We start from the raw sequence: 21032 nt of genomic DNA on the forward strand, positions 1-21032 counted from the left end.
GTTTGTTCCTGGTCGGTTGACCGAGATGCCCAATCAGCAGTCCTCTTCCATCGCCCAGCGCTTTGAGCAGCTGAAGCAGGACGGTCGCCTCGCCTTGATGCCATTCCTGATGGCCGGCGATCCGGATCTCTCTGTCACCGCTGATGTGCTGCTCAGCCTGCAACGTGCAGGGGCTGACATGGTCGAACTGGGAATGCCCTACAGCGACCCCCTCGCTGATGGGCCGGTCATTCAGGCTGCTGCGTCCCGGGCCCTTGCCGCCGGAACCACGCCAAAGGGTGTTCTGGACATGTTGCGCTCGTTGAAAGGCCAGCTGCAGATTCCCGTGATCCTGTTCACGTATTCCAATCCACTGCTCAATGTGGGGATGGAGGCGTTTTGCCAGTCCGCAGCGGAGGCTGGTGCGGCGGGTTTGGTGGTCCCTGATCTACCCCTTGAGGAAGCGGAGCGGCTGTCGACAATCGCAGAGCGTCATGGCTTGGATTTGGTGCTCTTGGTTGCACCCACCACTCCCCAGGATCGGATGGGTCGGATTGCTACATGCAGCCGAGGTTTCACCTACCTGGTGAGTGTCACCGGTGTCACCGGTGAGCGAGCTCAGATGGAAAGCAGGGTTGAAGGTTTGGTGCAGCAACTCAAACAAACCTCACCGGTTCCTGTTGCGGTTGGTTTTGGGATCTCCGGTGCCGAGCAGGTGCGTCAGGTTCGGGGTTGGGGTGCCGATGGAGCGATTGTGGGCAGTGCACTTGTGAAACGGATGGCAGCAGCGTCGCCCGGGGACATAGCTCAGGAAGCTGGTCGTTTTTGCGCTGAGTTGCGTGCCGCTGCCGATCAGCCCTAGGGGCTGCCATCCCGCTCAAGCCATGAAAAACCCCGGCGTTGGCCGGGGTTGCACTGCTTTTTAATGTTGAATCACTCGTCGTCTTCTTCGGTGGCACCCACCGGTGTCAGACGAATCTGTTTGCGACCCAGTTTGATTTCAAATTCATCTCCAGGTTTCAGGTCGAGCAGCGCTGTATAGGCCTTGCCGATGAGAAGATTGCCGTTGCCTTGCACAGTGGCCACATAGCTGAGTTTGCGGCCGCCTTTGCCCACGCCGCCAACTCCACCCACGCCAAGACTGACGCCTTTGGCCTCCAGAAGTGCTTCATAAAAAGCGGTGAAATTCAGACGTTCACCACCATCTTTTTTGGTGGAGACATAGCCACAGGCACGAACAATGTCAGACTTGCTGATGTCACCCAGGTCTTTGACTTTATTGAGAAGGTCGCTCCCAGTGAGCATCGCTTTCGAGAGATATCAACCTTCACAACATAGCCATGGTTCAAGCGGCTATGCCATCATTTTCTACTGAAAAGTTCGCTGTTATTTCATCCTTCGCTATGGCACGTTTCGTTTTGTGGGGCACTTACTGCGCGGATGCTCTTGAGAAGCGTGCTCCCTATCGGGATGAGCACCTTGCTCGTCTCCAAAGTCTGAAAGAGCAGGGAACGCTGGTCACGCTCGGACCCACCGAGGGAAGCACCCATGTTTTCGGGATCTTCGAGGCCGACAGCATCGACGTCGTCCGCAGGCTGGTTGAGGACGACATCTATTGGAAGCAGGGGATCTGGACGGCGCTCGAGGTTTATCCCTGGGTCCAGGCGTTCTGAGCCTGCATGAGCACCCATTCAGCCACGAGCTGATCTCCATCGCTCCCGAGAACATCGGCGTAACCACTCATCTGGCCTCGCCCTTCCCGGGCGATAGCTGCGATGGCGTCCACCGTTGCGATCTGCTCACGCTCGAGGGTCTTCAGCTTCAGGTTTTTCCCCCGGCGAATGATGTTGCCACCGTTGATGTGGCATCCCGCGCAGTGCTGTTCGAACAACAGGGCGCCGGGGCTGGCGTCAGACCCGGCAGCCAGCGAAGCGCCGGCTGAACCAAGGCTCAGCAGCAGAACAAGAAACGCACCAATGCAGCAGCGCAGGAGGTGGCTCAGCACAGGGATGATTTGGCTTGGATCAGTCTGCTTGAGCAGGCGATGCCTCCTTCTGGAACCGCTGGATCAGTTCATCGGGAGAGCGGTAATCCTTCGGAAGCGAGGTGTGCAATCGGTTGAGGTAGTCCCAGCAGACCGTCCGGCGAATGGCGTTGAGGTCGCGTCCATCGGCCACAAGGCGACGCAGGGCCTGGCAGTAGGTCGAGAATCCAGCCTCCAGATCTCCGATGGTGAGTGCCTTGGTTGCGGACGGCATGAAACAGAAGGTCAGGATCTTCTGACTTTTGCGTCGATCGCCTGATTGGTCTGTTGTCAGGATCACTGTTGAAGCTGTGCGGTGGTCTCCGTGGCGGAACAGGATCTGATCCGTTTCCTCAACAAGATCTCCCAACTTCAGGCCCTTGCGGAGCGTGTGCGGAACGACTCCAGCAGCCGCGAAAAGCTGGCGGCTTGTGCGGACCACAACCAGGTTGTTCAGTTGGCCCGATCCTGGGGGTTCGACATCGGTCGGCGCTGGGGTGAGCGTGACCATCGGCCGGGGGGAGAGGCCAACCTGCTGGCAACCCCGTGCCCTCCACCGGGTGAGGAATCAACCCAGGTGGTGGCGTCTGCTGAAACATGGAGGCTGCTGTTGATCGCCTCCAACGTCTTCAGCTCCCCCCGTGACGAATGGATGGATCAGTCCGATCACGAGTGGGTGCTTGTGCTGCGGGGGAGTGCCTGTGTTGCGTTGCAGAACCCCGATCGGATTGTGGATCTCAGTCCAGGGGATCATCTGCTGCTTGCGCCCCATCAACGCCACCGGGTCGAGCGCACCGATCCCGATCCAGGAACCCTGTGGCTGGCCTTGCACTGGAATGCTGCTTAAGCCTGGCGAGGCACGCCACTTCCACGATGGGTCGTGCAGCCCCCAAAAGGCAATGAGCACGACAGCTGATTGCCGTCGGTCGCATCGCTGACGAGAGTGAGTGCATCTAGATCGGAGGAGCCCATGACGGCCGACACTCCACCTGAGCAAACCCCAGAAGCAGACTGACTTTCTGGCCCCTGCTCCAACAGTTTCCACCCATTCGTAAGCGATTCGTCTGGCGCGACAACGAAGAGCGTCAAGCCAGTCGACTCCCCTCTGCATCGTTCGTAGGTGCCCCGCAGGAGAGCCGCTTTACACCTGGACCCGATGGCCCCAGGGTGCCTTGAGCCAGACGCTTCGACCTTCCTGTCTCAGTTCCATTGCTAGAGGAGATTTTCCAAGACATCAGACACTGAAGTTGAGGTCGATTGCCATGCGCAAACGAGCGAGTTAGGCCGTCTTTCCATCGGGAAGGGCGGCCTTCCTTTTGTTCGTTAAAGCTCAGTCCTGGAAATCAAGCTTGTTGGCTGATCCTCCGCGGCCCAGTCGTTTGCGGGAGGGCGTGGCGTTCGCACGCTTCACCAACCAGTAAGCCGCTGAAAGTGAGACGACAGCGATCCCGAGGCCCACCAGCAGCTGGGGTTTGTTTTCAGCACCGGAGGGCAGCACGATCACCTTTCGAGCCACAGCCGTCAGCGCGGTGACCAGAACCAGTTCGATCTGCACCACGTGGCGCCTCAGGTAACTGGTGATGTTCTGCAGCACCTCCAACGCGATCAACACGGTGAGCAGATTGCCGAGGATCTTGATCAGGTCATCGCCCAACCACGTTGCCGCTGACCCAGTCAGCAATTTGGAGCCCAAGGAAACAATCAGCTGGATGATGGCGGCGCTGATCACCACGGCTGTGATCAGGGTGAGCAGTCGGGCGACTTCGCGCTCACCTGCATCAACGAAACCGAGAAAACTTCTCTTGGAAGGCGTGGGTTCACTCACGGGCTTCAGTCGTTGAAGGGGTTGTAGTAGGGGCGAGCCTTGGTGTCGCTGGCCGGGTTGACCACCTTGGTGTCGCAGGTGACGGAGCCGTCCTCTGCCTTGATGCAATCGGCTTCAATCTTGCTGTCTTTGCCTGTGGCGCTGCCAGGTCCCCGCAGCCACCCCTCGGTTTGCGCCTGGGCCGAGGCGGCGCCGAACACCGACATCATCAACAGAACAGAGGCGCTGAGGAGGTGATTTCGCGTCATCGGAGCGATATCTGAGCCACCACTTTGCCCGTGTCGGCCGTTAATCGGTGCAGTCGTCTCGAATTTCCTGCAAAAGCAGATCAAGTTGCCCGAACGGATCGTCGTCGGCCGTTGCCACACCGGCAGGTTCGCTGGAAGGCTGGCCGTGCCATTCGGCTTCAACGCTGCAGAGCCGATCAGCCAGTCCAGCCAGTCCACGCATGTTGTGTTCGCGCTCAAGCACCTCAAGCAGGGCGGGCATTCGGGTCGACACAGCGCGCAGGTTTCGACGCAGGTCGGCCTGGGTGCGCCCTTGCTGCTTCAACCAGTCCTTCAGCAGCAGAGTGAGATCCGCTTCAAATTCAGGGGTCCAGCCAGACATTGATCAGCGATTCAGTTCAGCGATTCAGTTCAGCGGTTTCAGTTCAGCGATTCAGGCCGCCAGGGGAAACCAGCGATCCAGTTTGCGCCGAGCTCGCATCCGGATGGCTGGAGTGACGTGATTGCTCCACAGACCCACCATGGCCGTAAGCGCCACCAGATCATCACTGAAACCGGCCACCGGCAGCAGGTCTGGAATCAGGTCGGCCGGCATCAGCAAATAACTCAGGGCAGCGAGCATCGTCAGCCGCGCGGCTGAGGGGGTTCCGGGGTCAAGCATCAACTCCAGGGCTTCCAGGGCTGGGGCGGCCAGACCTCTGCCGGCCCGCTGCAACAGGCGCCGCAGCAGGTTTTCGTCGATCACCTCCCGTTCAAGCACGTCCGCTTCAACGGTGGTTCGCGCAGCCTGGTCAGTCATGCGAAGGGAACCGGTTGGATCCACTCTCCCCAGTTCCTCCGCAAGACGCCAGCGGGGCGTGCCGATCTTCAGGGTGTGGATTCCACGAGTCCGCTTTGAATGCCCGTCTTGCGCAGTTTGCGCAGGGCCCGCTGCACCACCTGACGGCAATACTCCCGTGAACAGTTCATGTGGCGAGCCACCTCGGCAAGGGTGCGCCATTCGTTGGTGCCATCCAGCCCAAAGCGCAGGGTCACAACGGTGTGTTCTTTCGGGGTGAGATTGGCTTTGGCCAGCAAAGACCACACGGACGCGGTGCGTTCAGCGATCTCGGCCCGTTCCAGCGGCGGTAGCTCCTCGCTTGGCAGCACATCCACCAGCTCGGAGGGATCTGATTTCGATTTCACAACCCCCTGCAGGCTCACGGTGACGCTGCGCAGTTCACAGGCCAGCAGATCTTCCACCTCAGCGATGGGGATCTCCATGAACTCCGCGAGTTGCTCTCCGCTGGGGCTGAGGCCATTGCGCTGCATCAAGCGTGCCTTGGCAGCCCGCAATTTGGTGAGCTTTTCGTTCACATTCACAGGAATGCGAATCGTGCGGCTTTGGGTGGAGAGCGCTCGATTCAGCCCCTGCCGAATCCACCAGTAGGCATAGGTGGAGAAACGATGGCCGCGGGTGGGGTCGTATTTCTCGACGGCTCGGGTGAGGCCAAGGGTGCCCTCTTGAATCAGATCGAGAAGATCCAGACCCTTGCCCTGATAACGCTTGGCCAGATTGACGACAAGACGAAGGTTGGAGGTAATCATCTGATTCTTGGCCCGTTCGCCACGGCGAATCACGCCTTTTTCTTCATCGCTGTACTCACAGGCTGGGCCACTCCCGCCAGCCAGATGACAGCGTTCTGTGATGGTGACCATCGCCTGAACCTTCCTCCCCATCATGAGTTCCTGCTCTGGAGTGAGCAGTTGATGGCGACCAATTTCGCCGAGAAAAGCACTCAGAGAACTCGTCATCATGACGATACGGCTGAATTGAACCTAGAACCAAAGTGTTTTTTTCTGGCGGTCATAATAAAGACTCCCGAATTAATATTTTGTGCGCTATTTCACTCTTTCTTCCTGTTACTGAAGTGAATCTTTCATTGTTAATTCAATTGGGTGGCTAAGGTCGCCGCACCTTCCGCCGCCACGCCCATGCCCCTGGCCGTCGCTCTCACGTCCGACATCGCCAAAAACGCCGGCGTTGCCTACGTTCACTACCTCAGCTTCATGCTCTGCTTTGGCGCTCTGGTGCTGGAGCGGAAGCTGATCAAAGCGGATCCGAATCGCCAGGAAGCCACGGCGATGGTGATCACCGACATCGTTTATGGCATCGCTGCCCTGGCTCTTCTTGTCAGTGGAATCCTGCGGGTGATCCACTTCGGCCAAGGGGCTGAGTTCTACACCCAGAATCCGCTGTTCTGGTGGAAGGTTGGTCTGTACCTTTCCGTGGGAGGCCTGTCGCTGTATCCCACGATCACCTACATCCTCTGGGCGATTCCCCTGCGCAAGGGTGAGCTGCCGAAGGTGAGCGAAGCCCTGGCCAAGCGTCTGGCCTGGATCATCAACATTGAACTGGTCGGCTTCGCCAGCATTCCGTTGATGGCGACCCTGATGGCCCGCGGTGTGGGTCTTCCCGCCGCCTGATGCAGCCCGAGCTCTGTCCTCCACAACAGCAGGTTCGAACCCTGCAGGTGGCTTTGGAACGCCAGCCTCCAGGCCAAAGGCCGGGCTATGCCTCCTCCATCGCCACCACCTCCCTGGGCCCTCCGGTGTTGAAGCACTGGTGCGTGTGGGTTCAGCCCGCCGCCGCCACTCCGGCCAACCGCTGGGACCAACGCTGGCTTGATCAAGTGTCATCGGCGCTGACCACCTGGCGTGCACTGGTTCCGCTCACGCTGGTGGACAATCCGGACCAGGCGAACGTGTTGATTCACCGGCAGCGTCCGGCCCGCCGGCAGGTGGCTGGGGTGTGGCGCGCCAGCAACGGACGCACACAACTTCAGGTTGTGGACGTGCAGCGCCAGGGCCGCCGAAGGCTTGAACCCCTGGTGAAGGTGATGGTGTCACCAGGGCTGCGAGCTGAAGCACTGCAGGCCACCGCTCTGCATGAACTGGGTCACGCCTTCGGCCTCTGGGGCCACAGTTCGGTTCCCACTGATGTTCTGGCCATCAGCCAGGGCGAGCGTCCGGTGTTGGTGCCATCGCAGCGGGATCGCCTCACGCTGGCGTGGGTCATGCAGCAGACCACCCGTTTCGGTTCAACGCTTCGGAAGCCCATCGAACCGGCCGAATCTGAATCACTTGAGTGACGTCACCATGCGGGCGCGGCATGCTGCCGGCAGTCGTGGTTGATCGATGCACCTGGTCCGTTCTCTGGCGCTGGCTGGTCTGCTGCTGAGTCTGGTGGGTTGTCGTTCCAACAACAGCCTGCCCCAGCAGAACCCACAGGTTCGAGCACCGATTCGGATTCAGCTGGATGGCAGCAATCCAGCAGCCAGTGAAGGTGTGTTGGATCGTGCTGAGGGGCCGTTGCGTTTCACCGTTGGCCATGGTCGCCATGGCATTGCCTGTGAAGGCACCACCTTTGAAGAGGGCGTCACTCCGCTTGGAACCTTTCAGGTCAACGCCATCCTCAGCAACGACCGCTTCGAGATGGATCCCGCACTGGTGGAGCAATCCGGCAAATCAAAAGAGGAGCTGCGCGAGAGCCTCTTCACCAACATGAACTCCATCGACTTCAAAGGTGATGGGGAAACCGGGGAATACGGCATCGGTTACATCAGCCTGGCTCCTGTGCCTGCCACAGAGCAGCCCTTCCGTTTCAACACCTACGACGGCGTCTTCCGCTGGTACAGCTTCGCCATTCACGGCACCAATGACGAGTCCCGGATCGGCAAGGCGGTGACTGGCGGTTGCATCAATGCCGGAAAGCTCACGATGGGGGTGTTGTTGGACACCGTGGAGCTTGGCGATGAAGTTGTGATCAGCAGCGACAGCCCCTGTCTGCCTTAGTGCCGGCGCGGGGCACCACGACGTGCGGCCAGCACTTCCTGCACCTGCCGCCAGCTCACGCCGTGATGGGCCAGAGCTACCTGCATGTGGAAGACGATGTCCGCCGCTTCGCCGGCGATCTCGGCGGCGTTGTCGTCTTTGCAGGCCATCACGAATTCAGCACTCTCCTCGCCGATTTTCTTGAGGATGCTGTTGTCTCCCCCCGCCAGCAGCTTGTTGGTGTAGCTGCCTTCCTCAGGCTGCTCGCGTCTCCCCTCGATCACCCGGAACAGTTCGGTGCAGGCATCCGTTGGCGGCGCTAGAGCCTCGGCTCCACCTGGGGTTCGTGCATCGCTGTTTTCGTAGAAACAGCTGCGGGAGCCGGTGTGGCAGGCCACATCCCCAGCCTGCTCCACGGTCACCAGCAGCACGTCGGCATCGCAGTCGTAGCGGATCTCCCGCATCGTCTGGATGTGCCCGCTGGTGGCCCCCTTGTGCCAAAGCTCCTGGCGTGAGCGGCTCCAGTAATGCACTTCACCGCTGCGCAGGGTGGCTTCGATGGCCTCCCGGTTCATCCAGGCCACCATCAGCACCGCCCCGTCCAGCCAGTCCTGGGCCACAGCTGGTATCAGCCCCGCTTCGTTAAAACGGAGTTGGTCAATGAAGGCGGGGCTGAGGGGCTGCATCAGGCCTCGGACATTCGGGCAACGCCTGAATCTTCCCGCAGCGTGCTCCATTCCGCGTTTTCACCCCTTGCTCGTTTCTCCGACCCCCTACAGCTGCAGCAAAGCCTTCAGCGGCTATCCCTGCTGTCACAGGCAGTGGCGCCACCAGGGCCATTGCCGCTTCGTGCATGGCTACAGCCGCAGTTTCAACCTCTGGTTCGCCGCAACGGAGCTGGATGCCTGCGGGTTTGTTGTTGATTTCTCCAGCCTTCGCCCCTTCGAAGAACGCCTGAGGCAGCAGTTCGACCACACCTTTCTGGTCAATGCCGACGATCCACTGCTGGCGGAATGGCAGCGGTTGCATGACCTCCAGGCCATTGATCTCCGCGTGATGGAGAACGTGGGCATGGAGGCAACGGCGGCCTTGATTTGGACCTGGGCCAATGAGCTGCTGCGGGAGCGGGACGGCGGTCGCACCTGTTGCTTTGGTGTGGAGGCGCGGGAGAACAGCCGCAATGCCGCCACCTACAGCGCTGTTCCCGCCTGGTTTTCAGCGCAGAGCTAACGCGTCCGCTTCCAGCTCCACGCTGATCGCCTGCCCCTCGCTGTAACGACCCGCCAGGATCGCTTTGGCAATGGGTGTCTCCAGTTCCCGCTGCACAGCGCGTTTCAGCGGTCGTGCCCCGTAGACGGGGTCATATCCGGCATTGGCGAGCCAGTCGGCGGCCCCATCGCTCAGGCTGAGCTCCAGCTTGCGCTCAGCCAGCCGCTGGCGCAGACGTTCCACCTGAAGGGTGACGATCTGGCGCAGTTCCTCTCGCCTGAGGCTGTGGAAGATGATCTGATCGTCGAGGCGATTGAGGAATTCCGGCCGGAAATAGGCCCGGAGAGCGTCATTCACCCGGCTTTCCATCGCTCCATGCTGCTCGGGATCGCCGGCCAGCTCCAGGATCGACTGGCTACCGATGTTGCTCGTGAGAATCAGCACGGTGTTGGTGAAGTCCACGGTGCGGCCCTGCCCATCGGTGACACGGCCGTCATCGAGGATCTGCAACATCACGTTGAACACATCCGGGTGGGCTTTCTCCACCTCGTCGAACAGGATCACGGCGTAGGGCCGACGACGCACCGCTTCGGTGAGCTGGCCACCGGCCTCATAGCCCACGTAGCCGGGAGGTGCCCCGATCAAACGGCTCACGGTGTGCTTCTCCATGTACTCCGACATGTCGATGCGAACCATGGCGTCATCGCTGTCGAACAGCCGGTTGGCGAGGGCTTTGGAGAGTTCCGTCTTGCCCACACCCGTGGGGCCGAGGAAAAGGAAGCTGGCGATGGGGCGGTTCGGATCGCTCAGCCCTGCCCTGGACCGTTGAATCGCATCGGCGACGGCGGTGACGGCCTGGTGCTGGCCGATCACCCGCTGATGCAGATCATCTTCGAGTTGCAGCAGCTTCTCCATTTCGCTCTGCACCAGCCGCGCCACAGGGATTCCGGTCCACTTGGCGATCACCTCGGCGATGTCGTCTTCACTCACCTCCTCTCGCAGCAAGCCTTTCTCGCCCGGCTCCTCTGAGGCGATCTGGGCTTCCTGTTCGAGCAACTGCTTCTGCAGCGAGGCCAGTGTGCCGTATTCCAGTTCCGCTGCTTTGTTCAGGTCGTAGCTGCGTTTGGCCTGTTCCACCTGCAGCTGCACCCGTTCGATCTCTTCCTTGAGCGACGACAACTCATCGATCGCTCCTTTCTCCTGCTGCCATTGGGCATTCAGGGAACTTTGCTGTTCGCCCAGTTCCGCCAGTTCCCGTTCAATCCGTTGCAAGCGTTCCTGGCTGGCACTGTCGGATTCACGGCCGAGGGAGAGCTTCTCCATCTCCAGCTGCAGGATCTTGCGATCGATTTCATCGATCTCCTCCGGTTTGGAGGTGATCTCCATCTTTAGGCGAGCGGCTGATTCATCCACCAGATCGATCGCTTTGTCCGGCAGGAAGCGGTCGGCGATGTAGCGGCTGCTCAACACAGCAGCTGCTACCAGGGCACTGTCGGCGATGCGGACGCCGTGGTGCACCTCATAACGCTCTTTCAGGCCACGCAGGATGGAGATGGTGTCTTCCACCGTGGGTTGATCCACCAGCACCTGCTGGAAGCGTCGCTCCAAGGCGGGGTCCTTTTCGATGTGCTGGCGGTGCTCGTCGAGGGTGGTGGCGCCAATGCAGCGCAGTTCCCCCCGGGCCAGCATCGGCTTGAGCAGATTGCTGGCATCCATGGCTCCACCGGTGGCGCCAGCGCCCACCACCGTGTGGATTTCATCGATGAACAGCACGATCTGGCCTTCCGAAGCGGTGACCTCCTTAAGGACTGCTTTGAGCCGTTCCTCGAACTCACCGCGGTATTTCGCGCCGGCGATCAGGGCACCCATGTCGAGGGCGATGAGCTGACGGTTCTGCAAGGCCTGGGGCACATCGCCATTCACGATGCGCTGCGCCAATCCCTCAACAATGGCGGTCTTGCCAACCCCGGGTTCGCCGATCAGCACGGGGTTGTTTTTGGTGCGCCGGCTGAGGATCTGGATGGTGCGCCGGATCTCCTCGTCGCGACCGATCACCGGGTCCAGCTTTCCGTCACGGGCGGCGGCCGTCAGGTCCCGTCCGTACTTCTCAAGCGATTCATAGGTCCCTTCTGGGTTTTGATCGGTCACCGTCTGGTTGCCTCGCACGGCTGTAATGGCTTCTTTGAGTTTGCTGGTGTCAACGCCCGCTTGGCTGAGCAGTTGCCTGCCGCAGCGTTCATCGTCGGCCAGGGCCAGCAACAGATGTTCGATGGCGATGTAGCTGTCACTGAATCCATCGCGGGCTGTTTCGGCGCGATCCAGGCAGCTGTTGAGGGAGCGTCCCAGAAACACCGATTCCGGTGGAGAGCCAAGACTGGGCTGCTGTCTGAGATGGCTGTCGACGGCTGCCTGGAAATTGCCGACGTCGACCCCTGCTTTGCTGAGAATGCGTCCAGCCAGACCGTTCTGCTGCAACAGCGCAAGCAGCAGATGCTCCGTTTCAAGTTGCTGATGCCTGGCGCTCTGCGCCAGTTGCTGGGCGGCGACGATGGCGGCCCAGGCTTGTTCGGTGAACTGTTCCGCCGTGGGTTGCATCTCGGATGCGTTTCAACTGGGTTCACCGTATGGGGCTTGTTCCGTTTTCAGTGGGGGCAAACCGAAGCCTTTGGATCGGTCCCCACGCCAGGGAGCGGCAAACCGGGGTGTCTTTTTAGAGTTTGCCGAACCCTTGGATGCCAATGCCTGATCAGCCGCTGGTGGACTCCCTCGTGCAGCAGGGTCTGGCGCTCGCAGCAACGGCTGGCGGTGAGCTGGAACGCAGCTGTTGGATGGTGGTGCATGAGCACCACCACGGTGTGAAACCCACGGAGTACGACATCCGGGAAATTGACGAGGATCTCTATCTGGCTGTGTTGCAGGCGGCCAAGCAGGCTCAGTCCGCCGTTTAATCAGCCGTTGAGCAGCTCCCGTAGAAGCGCGCGGTGAGCGTTTTCGGCTTCGATGCTCTCCCGCATCTCTTTTGGGAGGCGGGCTTCAAGGATGTCCTGTTTTTTCATCTCCGTGGCATAGCGGCTGCTGAACGCGCTGAAGCGATCGATATACGACCTTGCGACCTCTGGGGTGAAGGCAATCACCTCCAGAGCGTGTTTGAAGTGGAGGTAGGACACGGTCCACTCCACCAGCTCGTCAAAACTCTGCAGGCCAAGCGGGTTCTCAGGAAGCGTCATCGCTGCATCGCCCATGGCTTCAACCAAAACCCTTGGCTTTGGCCTTGGCCTGGGCCGTTAGGTCCTTCAACCGGCCGTTGAGCAGAACATCGCGTTCACGGTCTGCTCCCACATGGGGTGCGATCTCCACCCCAGCGCTCCGCATGGCCTGCAGCGCTGCTGCTTCCTCAGCTGAGCCCGTGTCACTGCCGAGGTAGCGCTCCACGGCCGCAGCCCCTGGGGCGTCCGCAGCGAAGTACACCGTTCCCGGACCTCGCCGCTCGATGGTTTGCTGCCGCTGCCGGCGGCGCTGCTGCACGATCGCCCAGAGCCGGCCTTGATTGGCGGTCATGAAGGCGTTCAGATCCGCGGCGTCGGTGTCTTCCGCCAGGGCCATGCTGGTGCCGTCGATGAAATCACTGAGCAGGGTGACAACGGCCATCAGGTCTTTGGTGGTTGCGGGGCTGTTGATTGGGAGGCTGTTGATTGCGAGGGATTTGATTGGAAGGGTGGTGATTGAAACGAGCGCTGGATCCGGCTGGTTTCGAACCAACGGGTGATGGCTGATTCGCGGGCGTCGTAGCAGAGATCCCGCTGGATCACATTGAAGCCGTGGCGGCGTGCCAGGGCCAACAGTTGATCGTCATCACGGCATTGGGCCGCATCACGCCGCAAGCCCTGGTGGTGCTCCACAGCCCGCAAAAAATCGCGAAGAGCTTCACGACTCATCGCCTGGACCAGCCCAATTCGGCCCGTTGTTCCACGTAGGTGGCCACCGCCATGATCTCCTCTTCACTCAGTTTGTCGGCATAGCTGGGCATGGCATTCAGCCCATCCTCGATCTCATGCTCCAGGGCCTCCAGCGGGGAGCTGGAGTAGGCCTCCACATGGTCGTTCAAGTCGCTGATCTTCAGTGTTCTGTTGGCGCGGATCACATTGCCGCCCCCCATGTGACAAGCCGCACAGTTGCTGTTGAAAATCTGCTCACCTCGCTCCAAGGCGGAGCTTTCGATCGTGTCGATCGCCATCGCCGGAGCAGACAGCAGGCCTGTTGCGCCAACGATCAACAGCAATGTCAGCATCAGGCCTGATAGGCGTGCCATCGCAACCCCCCTCAATGCCCCAAGCTATCCATCGTTGCCGGCAAAAAAAAGAACCCCGGGCTGTGGTTGATACACAGCCCGGAGCTTTCAGTTCAGTTTGAGATGTTCAGAGATTTCCTCAGAAATCAAGGAATCACTCAACGATCACCTTGCCAACCATGCCAGCACCGCGGTGGGGCTCGCAATAGAAGTCGTAGGTGCCAGCGGTGGCGAAGGTTTCCTCCCAGGATTCGCCGGGGTTGAAGGCGAGGTCAGAGTGGCTGTACTCGTCGTGGCCTTCGAAAACAGCGTTGTGAGGAGCCAGTTTGTTGTTGACGAACTTGACGGTGTCGCCGGCCTTGATGTTCACGGTGGCGGGCTCGAAGGCGAGCATGCCGCCGTCGGTGCCGAGCTTCACTTCAACAGTGGCGGCTTGAGCGCTGCCGACGTTGAGGCCGATCAGCATCAGGAAGGCGCAGCAGGCGGCTGCAATGGTGCGGATGACGGAGCGCATGAAAGTGCTAGGTCGATTCATTGACCTTACGCGCGGGTCTGGTGGTTCCGCGGTTGGGTAGGCCGGAATCGCTAAGAACTGTTGCCAAGTCAGGGGCATGGCTGCTGCCGCCGAAACGTTCCGGCTGGGTCACAGGGTCATGAATGAAGTGGCGCTGGCGAATGCTGAACCGGTCCCAGGCATTCACTTCGATCGGCAGAACGCGGATCAGGGTCTCAATCAGCCATGGCCAGAGCGGAATGCCGGGCGTTCGGGCCACACCGCGCCAGCGGCAGAGGGTTTTCACGGTGTCGTTCACCGAGATGGCCGCTTGTCCCATCACCACCCGACGCAGGGCGCCTTGCCCGGGTTCTCGGTTCGGTTCATGGGGGCGGGTGGCCAAGAGACCACAGATGCGGGCGATGTCTTCCGCATGGATGAAGTGGAAGCTCGCATCCACCCGAAGCCAACGGGCCAGCCAGAGCCAACGGCTGACTTCAGCCAAACCTTCGGTGAGGTAGCTGGTGGGGAAGGGACTGGTGCCGTCGACCCTTCCACCGAACACCAAGGTGGGAAACACCGCCACGACTTTGCTGGCCAGAGGGTGCTGCTCAAGATCCCTGAGGCAGCGAGCCTTGGTTTGGATGTATTCCGTGCCGTAGGCCAGAGCTTCCGGCAGGGGGCGCAGGTGCCGGTCGAGCACGCTGGCCGTGGAGAAGTAAATGATCTGCTCCAGTTTGCTGGGATCCAGAAGCGTCAGCATCCGTTTCACCGCCACCACATTCACCTGTTCGGCCCGCTCGGGGTCACCCCAGGCTGTGGCGGTGTGAATCACCCGATTCACCGAGGCCAGCTCTTGGGCAAAACGGTCGGTGTCCCGCAGGTCCCCGACCAAGAGGCGGATGCGGGGATGGTCTGCTGGAACAGCGGTGAGTTTGGCGGGATCCCTCAGCCAGAGCAGCAGCTCGGCATCCGAGTGGTCCAGAAGCCAGCGGGAGACGTACTGACCGACGCATCCGCTGGCGCCGGTCACCAGGATGCGGGTCAAACGACAGCCCCGAGACGGTCCATCACGCTCTTGCCGGCCCGGAAGAAGGCTTCACCGTTTTCTTCCGGTGTACCCGGCAGGATTCCATGGCCGAGGTTGAGGATGTGCTTCCGGCCGCGGGCCTTGCGCACGCAGTCATCGATGCGGGCCTCAATTGCCTCCGGGGTGCCGAACAGCAGGCCGGGATCCACGTTGCCCTGAACACCAACGTGCTCCGGCAGACGTGCCAGGGCTTCGGCCATGTCCACGGTCCAATCCAGCGAAACGATGTCAACACCGGTGTTGGCCATCCGCTCGATCACGCCGGCGCTGCCGGAGATGTAGAGGATGAAGGGGGTGTCGGGGTGCGTCTGCTTGACCAGATCCACCACTTTCTTCTGATAAGGCGCAGCGAAGGTGTCGTAGTCCGCTGGGCTCAGCTGGCCCGCCCAGGAATCAAACATCTGCACCACCTGGGCGCCGGAATCAATCTGATAGCGCAGGTAGTTGGCGATCGACTCGGCGAAGTGGTCGAGCAGCTTGTGCAGGATCTCGGGTTCGCGGAAGGCCATGGCCTTGATCACCGCGTAGTTCTTGCTGCTCTTGCCCTCCACCACGTAGGCGGCCAGGGTCCAGGGGGCACCAACGAAGCCGAGAACAGCTGCTTCGTTGCCAACGCTCTGGCGCAGACGACCCAGTACTTCACCCACAAAGGGCATCGACTCGGCGGGGTTGAGGGGGCGCAGGGCATCCACCTGGGCCATGCTCCGGATTGGATCGCCGATCTGGGGGCCTTTGCTCTCGATGATGTCGAAATCGATTCCCATCCCCGGCAGGGGCGTGAGGATGTCGGAGAACAGGATCACGCCATCGGGCTTGAAGGCGTGAAACGGCTGCATGGAGATCTCATAGGAGAGATCAGGGTTTTCGGAACGCTCACGGAAGCTGGGGTACTTGTCCCGCAGGTCCCGGTAGATCTTCATGTAGCGACCGGCCTGGCGCATCATCCACACCGGAGGACGCTCCACCGATTCACCGCGCGCAGCACGCAGGAGCAGGGGTAAAGAGTCGCTCATCAAGCCCGGTCAGGTCAGCCGGAAACCTACCCGAATTGAGGCCTTGGCTAGAGCTTTACCCCCTCTTTGTCATCACGTTCGTCACACGATGTTGTCCGGCTCGCTGCTGCTCAGGCTGCGTTTCGGGTCGTGCTTGAACACCATCAGGCTCAGCGGCGGCAGGCAGAGATCCAAGGAGTTCTCGTAGCCGTGGATGCCCCATTCGTCCGTTGGTTTGCCGCCCATGTTGCCGAGGTTGCTGCCGCCGTATTTGGCTGCATCGGAGTTGAAGATCTCCTCGTAGAAGCCGGAGAGAGGAACGCCCACGCGGTAATGGGAGTGACTTTGGGGCGTGAAGTTCGCCACCACCACCAGCCAGGTGCCGCTGGCACTCTCCCGACGCATGAAGCTGATCACGGAGTGGCGGTTGTCGTTGCAATCGATCCACTGGAAGCCGAACTGGTCGAAGTCGTCCCGCCAGAGGGCCGGTTCTGCCTTGTAGAGAACGTTGAGGTCATCCACCAAACGCTGGATGCCCTTGTGGGGTTCGTAGTTCAGCAGATCCCACTGGAGATCGCCCCACACATTCCATTCAGCCCGCTGGCCGAATTCCATCCCCATGAAGATCGTCTTCTTGCCGGGGTGCGTCCACATGTAGGAGAGCAACGCCCGGGTGTTGGCGTACTTCTGCCAGTCATCTCCCGGCATCTTGTGCAGGAGATGGCTCTTCCCGTGCACCACTTCATCGTGGCTCAGGGCCAGCATGAAGTTCTCGGTGTAGGTGTACCAGATCGAGAAGGTGATGTTGTTCTGGTGGAACTGGCGGAACCACGGGTCCAGCTCGAAGTAATCGAGCATGTCGTGCATCCAACCCATGTTCCATTTGAGGTTGAACCCGAGGCCGCCGCTGTCCGTGGGCTGCGTCACCATCGGCCAGGTGGTTGATTCCTCCGCGATCGAGAGGGCCCCTGGGAAGTGCTGGAACAGCACGTGGTTGGCCTGCTGCAGGAAGCGAACGGCTTCGGTGTTCTCCCGACCGCCGTTCTCATTGGGGAGCCATTCCCCGTCGGGACGCAGGTAGTCGCGATAGAGCATCGAGGCCACGGCATCCACGCGTATGCCATCGATGTGGAACTGCTCGAACCAGAACACCAGGTTGGCGACGAGGAAATTACGAACCTCGTTGCGGCTGTAGTTGAAGATCAGCGTTCCCCATTCCTTGTGTTCCCCGATCCGGGGATCACTGTGTTCATAGAGATGGGTGCCATCAAAGAAGGCCAGGCCGTGGGCATCCTTCGGGAAGTGGCCCGGAACCCAGTCGATGATCACGCCGATGCCTTCGGCGTGACAGCGATCCACGAAGGCCCGAAATTCATCGGGCGTTCCGTAACGGCTGGTGGGGGCATACCAACCCGTCACCTGATAGCCCCAGGAGCCATCGAAGGGATGCTCGGTGATCGGCATCACCTCGATGTGGGTGAAGCCCCTCTCCTTGACGTACGGAATCAGGCGCTCGGCGAGTTCGGCGTAGGTGAGCAGGCGAGCGCCGGGTTTCATCTCCGCGGCGGGAACGGGCGTCCGAGGGGTGCCGTCGGGTTGAATCCAGGGCTCATCCGCTGATGCGTGGATCCAGCTGCCCAGGTGCATTTCATACACCGAGATCGGTTGATCGAGCGCGTTGCTGCTGTCGCGCTTCTGCATCCAGCCCTGATCGGACCATTGGTATCCGCCCAGGCGAGCCACAACGGAGCTGTTGTCCGGGCGAACCTCGTGCTGGAAGCCGTAAGGATCAGCCTTTTGGTAGCAGTGGCCTTCTTGGGTACGGATTTCGTACTTGTAGAGATGTCCCTCCTCGAGGCCGGGGATGAACAGTTCCCAGATGCCCCCGACGCGCTGCTGCATGGGGTGGTGACGTCCATCCCATGAATTCAGATCTCCAATCACGGAGACCGTGAGAGCGCTGGGCGCCCACAGGCAGAACATCACACCCCTGACCCCGTCACGCTCGGTGAGGTGGGCACCCATCTTTTGCCAGACGTGGTGATGGTTGCCTTCAGCGAACAGGTGGCGATCCATTTCGCCCATCCATTCGCCGCGGAAGGCCCAGGGGTCGTGTTGTTCGTGCACGATCCCGCCCCGCTCAACCCTGACCCGGTAAGTGCAGCCGGGGTCTCTGTTGAGCTGTGCCTCGAACACCCAGGGGTGGTTCGGCGTTGTCATGGCGATCTCGTCGCCAGCCTGCAACAGGGTGACTGTTTGGGCTTCCGGCATCCAGATCCGCACGGTCCAACCCTGATCAGAGGGTTGAGGACCAAGCACCGCAAACGGGTGGTCATGGCGACAATTCGCCAACCGTTCGCCGTCCTGCACCATCCAGTCGAGGACTGCGGCGACACCCATGGGAGATCTGTGAATTGGGCGAGATGTTAAGCCCGATTTACGAAACAGATCCGCTGTTGATCAGACGAAGTCTCGGGAAATGTCGACGTTGATGATCCGACCGCTTGCGTCAAAGATCACGAACAGGTTGGTGGTGGCCTGGCCGAAGGCGACAGCCACCAGCACGAGCTGCTGATCGCCGCCTTGATGGGCGATCACAGCGTCCTTGACCTTGCGGAACCCACCTGACACCTGGCTGAGCTTGGTCCATTTGCGTTCCAGATCTCCCGGGGCCAGCTCCTCCTGGAGTTGGAGGGACATCTTGGATCGCGCGGCAATCCAGCGTCCTGCTGCCAGGTCGCGGGTGAAGTCGAGGGCCGTTGTCTCGATCGGCTGGATCCGGTCGCTCCACTTCCAGGCGAGCAGTTTGCCGTCCTCATCCAGCACCATCAGCACCCCTTCGTCACCGGATGCAGTGGTCACCACCGCATCGATGGTTGTTGTGTTGTAGCCAGGGGTCACGCTGACAACGCGGGTTGCATCAATGGCCGCGAGTTGGTTCAGGCGTGCCTGGACGGTGTTCATATCAACGCTGGTCTGAACCGGGGCTGCGAGAGCGTCATGCATGACGTCTCCCTGGCGATTTTTGAGCGCCTCCAGCAGCAGTTCAGCCGCCGCCGTTGGCTGGGCTGGGGTGAGTTCGGTTCTGGTGAGTTGCTCCGCTGCTGCGGGACTGATCAACTCCATGGGAGCCGACAGAGCGATGGCCAGCAGGGCAGCGGAGAGCTACAAAGCACAAACGTCAGTCGAGCTTCAGTCTGCCGGAATTAAAGGGGTTCAGCTGCAGGGTGGAGCCAGCAAGTTTCAGTGTCAGTGTCACCACACGATGCTCTGGGCTTGGTGCTCCGCAGGCAACGGCATCGTGGCCAGGGTTGACGCCAATGGCGGGCCACGCTGCTGCGGCAACGGAGATCCTCAGTCGATCGCCACAAGCCAGGCTCGCGTGCAGCGGCTGGAGGATCACGCTGCGCCTGGCTGGCTGCAACGCCTCCTCTCCGCGAACCCGTACGACTCCCGTGCTCAGTTGATCAACGCTGTTGGTTTCCGCGGGCAGGCGCGAGAGGCTGATGCAGAGATCAAACCCGGGCTGGTCCGCTTCGGCGTCCAACAGGAGGTGCGGTTGACCTGACAGCAGAAGCTCATCGACCAGGGGTGCGGTGGTGAATGTCGCAACGTCGCTGCGTTGATCCACGGCCGTGCGCTCAGCGGGGCCAGGGTTTGTTCCGAGGTGTCCCCCGATGGCCGGAACCGGTCGCCAGGGGTCATGAACGATGACCACGCTTCCTTCTCCTTCTCCATCCGCCACAAGGGCGCCTTCACTTGGGTCGATGCAGGCCAGTCCATTGCTCCGCAGTCCCCATGACGCTGACCTGCCCGTGGCGGGTGCGGGGATCGCGTTCCACTGATGCTGGGTGATGTTCCAGAGCTGGTGACTGGGCTCCGGTTCCTGCGGGGGGCGATCCTGCAGATGTTGTTGGAAGAACTGAAGCATCAGCTGCTGGGTTTCCGGCCACCACTGCAAATGGGAGGCCGGCCCGATGTGCAGGGAGGGCTGCCCGCCGGCCGCTTGGCTGCGATGCCAGAGGTCCAGCAGACCCACCAGATGCGGATCCCACCATCCACCGATCAACAGCATCGGCCGCTGGAGCCAGCTCTCCGGGGCGTGATGAACCGTCCACTGCTGATCGTTGCTGGGGTCGTTGTTCAACCAGCTCCAGGCCATGCCTTCGGGGTCATGGCGCTCCAGCAGGGTTGGTCCGTCCCGCAAATAGCGGTTGTCTTCAAGGCTTCGGCGGATCTCCAGCCAGGCCGTTGCATCTCCGCGTCGCTGGGCCTGGAGGGCCGCCAGCTGCAGCCCCCATCCCAGGCCGAGGTGCCACCAGTGGGCACCGCCTTCACAACTCCAATGGCGTCGTTCGTCCAGGCCGGTCATCGCCGGAGCTGTGCACTCCGGCGGTGGGGCCGATTCCGCTGCGGTGAGCTGGGTCAGGCCCTGATACGAAAACCCGTAGACCCCCAGGCGTCCATTGCATTCCGGCAGCTGCCGCACCCAGGCATGGGTGGCGGGGGTGTCGGCTGCTTCCTGACCAAACCCCCGGAAACCTCCCTCCGACTCGCCTTGTCCTCGGACGTCCTGAACGACCACCAGGAAGCCATGGGACGCCCACCAACTGGGGTGGGCGTAGGTCACGGTTGAGGCGATGCGGCTCCCGTAGGGCTGCCGCATCAGCAGGGCAGGCCAGGGGCCTTCGCCGCTTGGATGCCACAACCGTGAACGCAGCACCACGCCATCGGCCGTCCTCAGCGCTGCAGACCGGCAGACAATTCCGCTGGTCTCAGCGGACATCGGCGCAATGCATCCCCACGATGTAGGTCATGAGGATTTCCGCATCCTGAAAACTCAGCTTCTCGCTGGCGGCGACCTGGTTGATGTAGGGCTTGGAGAATGGCGATCGGCCGTTGGCGTTCATTTGCCGGAACGAACGGCACATGGCCTTTGCTTTTTCAGGATTGCGTTTGACGCTGTTGAGCAAGTCCGAGTCAGCGGCAACCACGAGCAATGGTGAGCCCAGTAGCGCCAGAGCGATCAAAGCTGTGCGTAGGAGTTTCAAGCCCATAACAGGTTCATACGCAGGTTTGGATGCCAAGGCAGG

The 21032-nt window shown here is 60.9% G+C and carries 29 protein-coding genes; 8 read left to right on the forward strand and 21 right to left on the reverse strand.

Annotation, left to right across the window (positions count from 1 at the left end):
• The first annotated feature begins 25 nt into the window (after positions 1 to 25).
• A complete protein-coding gene (gene trpA, locus SynM161_RS04540; RefSeq protein ID WP_115008826.1) occupies positions 26 to 841 on the forward strand; it encodes a tryptophan synthase subunit alpha in 816 nt (271 codons plus the stop codon).
• Between the two features lie 71 nt (positions 842 to 912).
• Here the strand turns inward: trpA and SynM161_RS04545 are convergent, their stop codons facing one another.
• A complete protein-coding gene (locus SynM161_RS04545) occupies positions 913 to 1284 on the reverse strand; it encodes an AbrB family transcriptional regulator (RefSeq protein ID WP_186542121.1) in 372 nt (123 codons plus the stop codon).
• A gap of 98 nt (positions 1285 to 1382) precedes the next feature.
• On the opposite strand from SynM161_RS04545, the gene SynM161_RS04550 reads away from it, so the two are divergent.
• Positions 1383 to 1652: a YciI family protein gene (locus SynM161_RS04550; RefSeq protein ID WP_186542122.1), complete on the forward strand. Its 270-nt coding sequence runs from the start codon at positions 1383 to 1385 to the stop codon at positions 1650 to 1652.
• Here SynM161_RS04550 and SynM161_RS04555 read toward each other — a convergent pair.
• Together SynM161_RS04555 and SynM161_RS04560 are read right to left on the reverse strand one after the other, a co-directional pair.
• Positions 1628 to 1984, reverse strand: coding sequence for a c-type cytochrome (locus SynM161_RS04555; protein ID WP_186508898.1), 357 nt, complete (start codon positions 1982 to 1984; stop codon positions 1628 to 1630). The two genes, SynM161_RS04550 and SynM161_RS04555, sit on opposite strands and share 25 nt — an antisense overlap.
• 19 nt (positions 1985 to 2003) lie before the next feature.
• A complete protein-coding gene (locus SynM161_RS04560; protein WP_114988622.1) occupies positions 2004 to 2237 on the reverse strand; it encodes a DUF3136 domain-containing protein in 234 nt (77 codons plus the stop codon).
• Positions 2238 to 2327: 90 nt separating this feature from the next.
• Here SynM161_RS04560 and SynM161_RS04565 point away from each other — a divergent pair, with 90 nt between their 5' ends.
• Positions 2328 to 2849, forward strand: a complete 522-nt coding sequence (locus SynM161_RS04565; RefSeq protein WP_186542505.1) for a Nif11 domain/cupin domain-containing protein — start codon at positions 2328 to 2330, stop codon at positions 2847 to 2849.
• Positions 2850 to 3332: 483 nt separating this feature from the next.
• On the opposite strand, the gene SynM161_RS04570 is transcribed toward SynM161_RS04565, so the two are convergent.
• The 5 genes from SynM161_RS04570 to SynM161_RS04590 all read right to left on the reverse strand — a co-directional run bounded on the left by SynM161_RS04570 (position 3333) and on the right by SynM161_RS04590 (position 5848).
• On the reverse strand, positions 3333 to 3827 hold the full coding sequence (locus tag SynM161_RS04570) for a phosphate-starvation-inducible PsiE family protein (RefSeq protein ID WP_186542123.1): 495 nt from the start codon (positions 3825 to 3827) through the stop codon (positions 3333 to 3335).
• A gap of 5 nt (positions 3828 to 3832) precedes the next feature.
• Positions 3833 to 4075: a hypothetical protein gene (locus SynM161_RS04575; RefSeq protein ID WP_255441939.1), complete on the reverse strand. Its 243-nt coding sequence runs from the start codon at positions 4073 to 4075 to the stop codon at positions 3833 to 3835.
• A gap of 40 nt (positions 4076 to 4115) precedes the next feature.
• A complete protein-coding gene (locus SynM161_RS04580; RefSeq protein WP_114988339.1) occupies positions 4116 to 4436 on the reverse strand; it encodes a hypothetical protein in 321 nt (106 codons plus the stop codon).
• A gap of 51 nt (positions 4437 to 4487) precedes the next feature.
• Positions 4488 to 4853 carry a YkvA family protein gene (locus tag SynM161_RS04585; RefSeq protein ID WP_186542124.1) on the reverse strand — a complete coding sequence of 122 codons (366 nt, stop codon included), beginning with the start codon at positions 4851 to 4853 and terminating at the stop codon, positions 4488 to 4490.
• A gap of 68 nt (positions 4854 to 4921) precedes the next feature.
• Entirely contained in the window at positions 4922 to 5848 is a 927-nt protein-coding gene (locus tag SynM161_RS04590; RefSeq protein ID WP_186542125.1) for a sigma-70 family RNA polymerase sigma factor, read from the reverse strand.
• Positions 5849 to 6028: 180 nt separating this feature from the next.
• On the opposite strand from SynM161_RS04590, the gene SynM161_RS04595 reads away from it, so the two are divergent.
• Genes SynM161_RS04595 through SynM161_RS04605 form a run of 3 tightly spaced genes read left to right on the forward strand, consistent with a single transcriptional unit; the run spans position 6029 to position 7888 of the window.
• The gene (locus tag SynM161_RS04595) at positions 6029 to 6520 is read left to right on the forward strand and encodes a DUF2214 family protein (protein ID WP_011363983.1); all 492 of its coding nucleotides are present in this window, start codon (positions 6029 to 6031) and stop codon (positions 6518 to 6520) included.
• Entirely contained in the window at positions 6520 to 7185 is a 666-nt protein-coding gene (locus tag SynM161_RS04600) for a peptidase (protein WP_186542126.1), read from the forward strand. Before SynM161_RS04595 ends, SynM161_RS04600 begins: the two co-directional genes overlap by 1 nt.
• A 46-nt stretch (positions 7186 to 7231) precedes the next feature.
• Positions 7232 to 7888, forward strand: coding sequence for a L,D-transpeptidase (locus SynM161_RS04605; protein WP_186542127.1), 657 nt, complete (start codon positions 7232 to 7234; stop codon positions 7886 to 7888).
• On the opposite strand, the gene hisIE is transcribed toward SynM161_RS04605, so the two are convergent.
• A complete protein-coding gene (hisIE, locus tag SynM161_RS04610) occupies positions 7885 to 8553 on the reverse strand; it encodes a bifunctional phosphoribosyl-AMP cyclohydrolase/phosphoribosyl-ATP diphosphatase HisIE (protein ID WP_186542128.1) in 669 nt (222 codons plus the stop codon). The genes SynM161_RS04605 and hisIE overlap by 4 nt on opposite strands.
• A gap of 67 nt (positions 8554 to 8620) precedes the next feature.
• On the opposite strand from hisIE, the gene SynM161_RS04615 reads away from it, so the two are divergent.
• Complete coding sequence (locus SynM161_RS04615) at positions 8621 to 9097, forward strand: 6-carboxytetrahydropterin synthase (protein ID WP_186542129.1); 477 nt, start codon at positions 8621 to 8623, stop codon at positions 9095 to 9097.
• On the opposite strand, the gene clpB is transcribed toward SynM161_RS04615, so the two are convergent.
• The gene (clpB, locus tag SynM161_RS04620; protein WP_186542130.1) at positions 9083 to 11671 is read right to left on the reverse strand and encodes an ATP-dependent chaperone ClpB; all 2589 of its coding nucleotides are present in this window, start codon (positions 11669 to 11671) and stop codon (positions 9083 to 9085) included. The two genes, SynM161_RS04615 and clpB, sit on opposite strands and share 15 nt — an antisense overlap.
• A gap of 143 nt (positions 11672 to 11814) precedes the next feature.
• Between clpB and SynM161_RS04625 the strand changes: the two genes are divergently transcribed.
• A complete protein-coding gene (locus SynM161_RS04625) occupies positions 11815 to 12024 on the forward strand; it encodes a hypothetical protein (RefSeq protein WP_186515053.1) in 210 nt (69 codons plus the stop codon).
• Here SynM161_RS04625 and SynM161_RS04630 read toward each other — a convergent pair whose 3' ends face one another.
• From SynM161_RS04630 to SynM161_RS12010, 11 genes are all read right to left on the reverse strand, one after another.
• The gene (locus tag SynM161_RS04630) at positions 12025 to 12303 is read right to left on the reverse strand and encodes a hypothetical protein (protein WP_255441940.1); all 279 of its coding nucleotides are present in this window, start codon (positions 12301 to 12303) and stop codon (positions 12025 to 12027) included.
• Between the two features lie 19 nt (positions 12304 to 12322).
• Complete coding sequence (locus SynM161_RS04635; RefSeq protein ID WP_186542132.1) at positions 12323 to 12724, reverse strand: hypothetical protein; 402 nt, start codon at positions 12722 to 12724, stop codon at positions 12323 to 12325.
• Positions 12724 to 13011, reverse strand: a complete 288-nt coding sequence (locus SynM161_RS04640) for a Nif11-like leader peptide family natural product precursor (RefSeq protein ID WP_186542133.1) — start codon at positions 13009 to 13011, stop codon at positions 12724 to 12726. Before SynM161_RS04640 ends, SynM161_RS04635 begins: the two co-directional genes overlap by 1 nt.
• Positions 13008 to 13385 (reverse strand): c-type cytochrome, encoded by a 378-nt coding sequence (locus SynM161_RS04645; protein WP_186542134.1) that lies wholly within the window; start codon positions 13383 to 13385, stop codon positions 13008 to 13010. The genes SynM161_RS04640 and SynM161_RS04645 overlap by 4 nt, the downstream gene beginning before the upstream one ends.
• A gap of 133 nt (positions 13386 to 13518) precedes the next feature.
• The gene (gene petE, locus SynM161_RS04650) at positions 13519 to 13878 is read right to left on the reverse strand and encodes a plastocyanin (protein WP_038555756.1); all 360 of its coding nucleotides are present in this window, start codon (positions 13876 to 13878) and stop codon (positions 13519 to 13521) included.
• 7 nt (positions 13879 to 13885) lie between these two features.
• On the reverse strand, positions 13886 to 14905 hold the full coding sequence (locus tag SynM161_RS04655) for an NAD(P)-dependent oxidoreductase (protein ID WP_186542135.1): 1020 nt from the start codon (positions 14903 to 14905) through the stop codon (positions 13886 to 13888).
• Entirely contained in the window at positions 14902 to 15960 is a 1059-nt protein-coding gene (hemE, locus tag SynM161_RS04660) for a uroporphyrinogen decarboxylase (RefSeq protein ID WP_038555750.1), read from the reverse strand. Before hemE ends, SynM161_RS04655 begins: the two co-directional genes overlap by 4 nt.
• A gap of 81 nt (positions 15961 to 16041) precedes the next feature.
• Entirely contained in the window at positions 16042 to 18339 is a 2298-nt protein-coding gene (gene glgB, locus SynM161_RS04665; RefSeq protein ID WP_186542136.1) for a 1,4-alpha-glucan branching protein GlgB, read from the reverse strand.
• Between the two features lie 60 nt (positions 18340 to 18399).
• Positions 18400 to 19065: a DUF3887 domain-containing protein gene (locus SynM161_RS04670; RefSeq protein ID WP_255441941.1), complete on the reverse strand. Its 666-nt coding sequence runs from the start codon at positions 19063 to 19065 to the stop codon at positions 18400 to 18402.
• Positions 19066 to 19120: 55 nt separating this feature from the next.
• Positions 19121 to 20725, reverse strand: a complete 1605-nt coding sequence (locus SynM161_RS04675) for a CocE/NonD family hydrolase (protein ID WP_186542137.1) — start codon at positions 20723 to 20725, stop codon at positions 19121 to 19123.
• Entirely contained in the window at positions 20715 to 21026 is a 312-nt protein-coding gene (locus tag SynM161_RS12010; protein WP_255441943.1) for a hypothetical protein, read from the reverse strand. The genes SynM161_RS04675 and SynM161_RS12010 overlap by 11 nt, the downstream gene beginning before the upstream one ends.
• Positions 21027 to 21032 lie beyond the last annotated feature (6 nt).

Origin of the sequence: Synechococcus sp. M16.1 (assembly GCF_014279895.1) — a bacterium.
Classification (GTDB): domain Bacteria; phylum Cyanobacteriota; class Cyanobacteriia; order PCC-6307; family Cyanobiaceae; genus Parasynechococcus.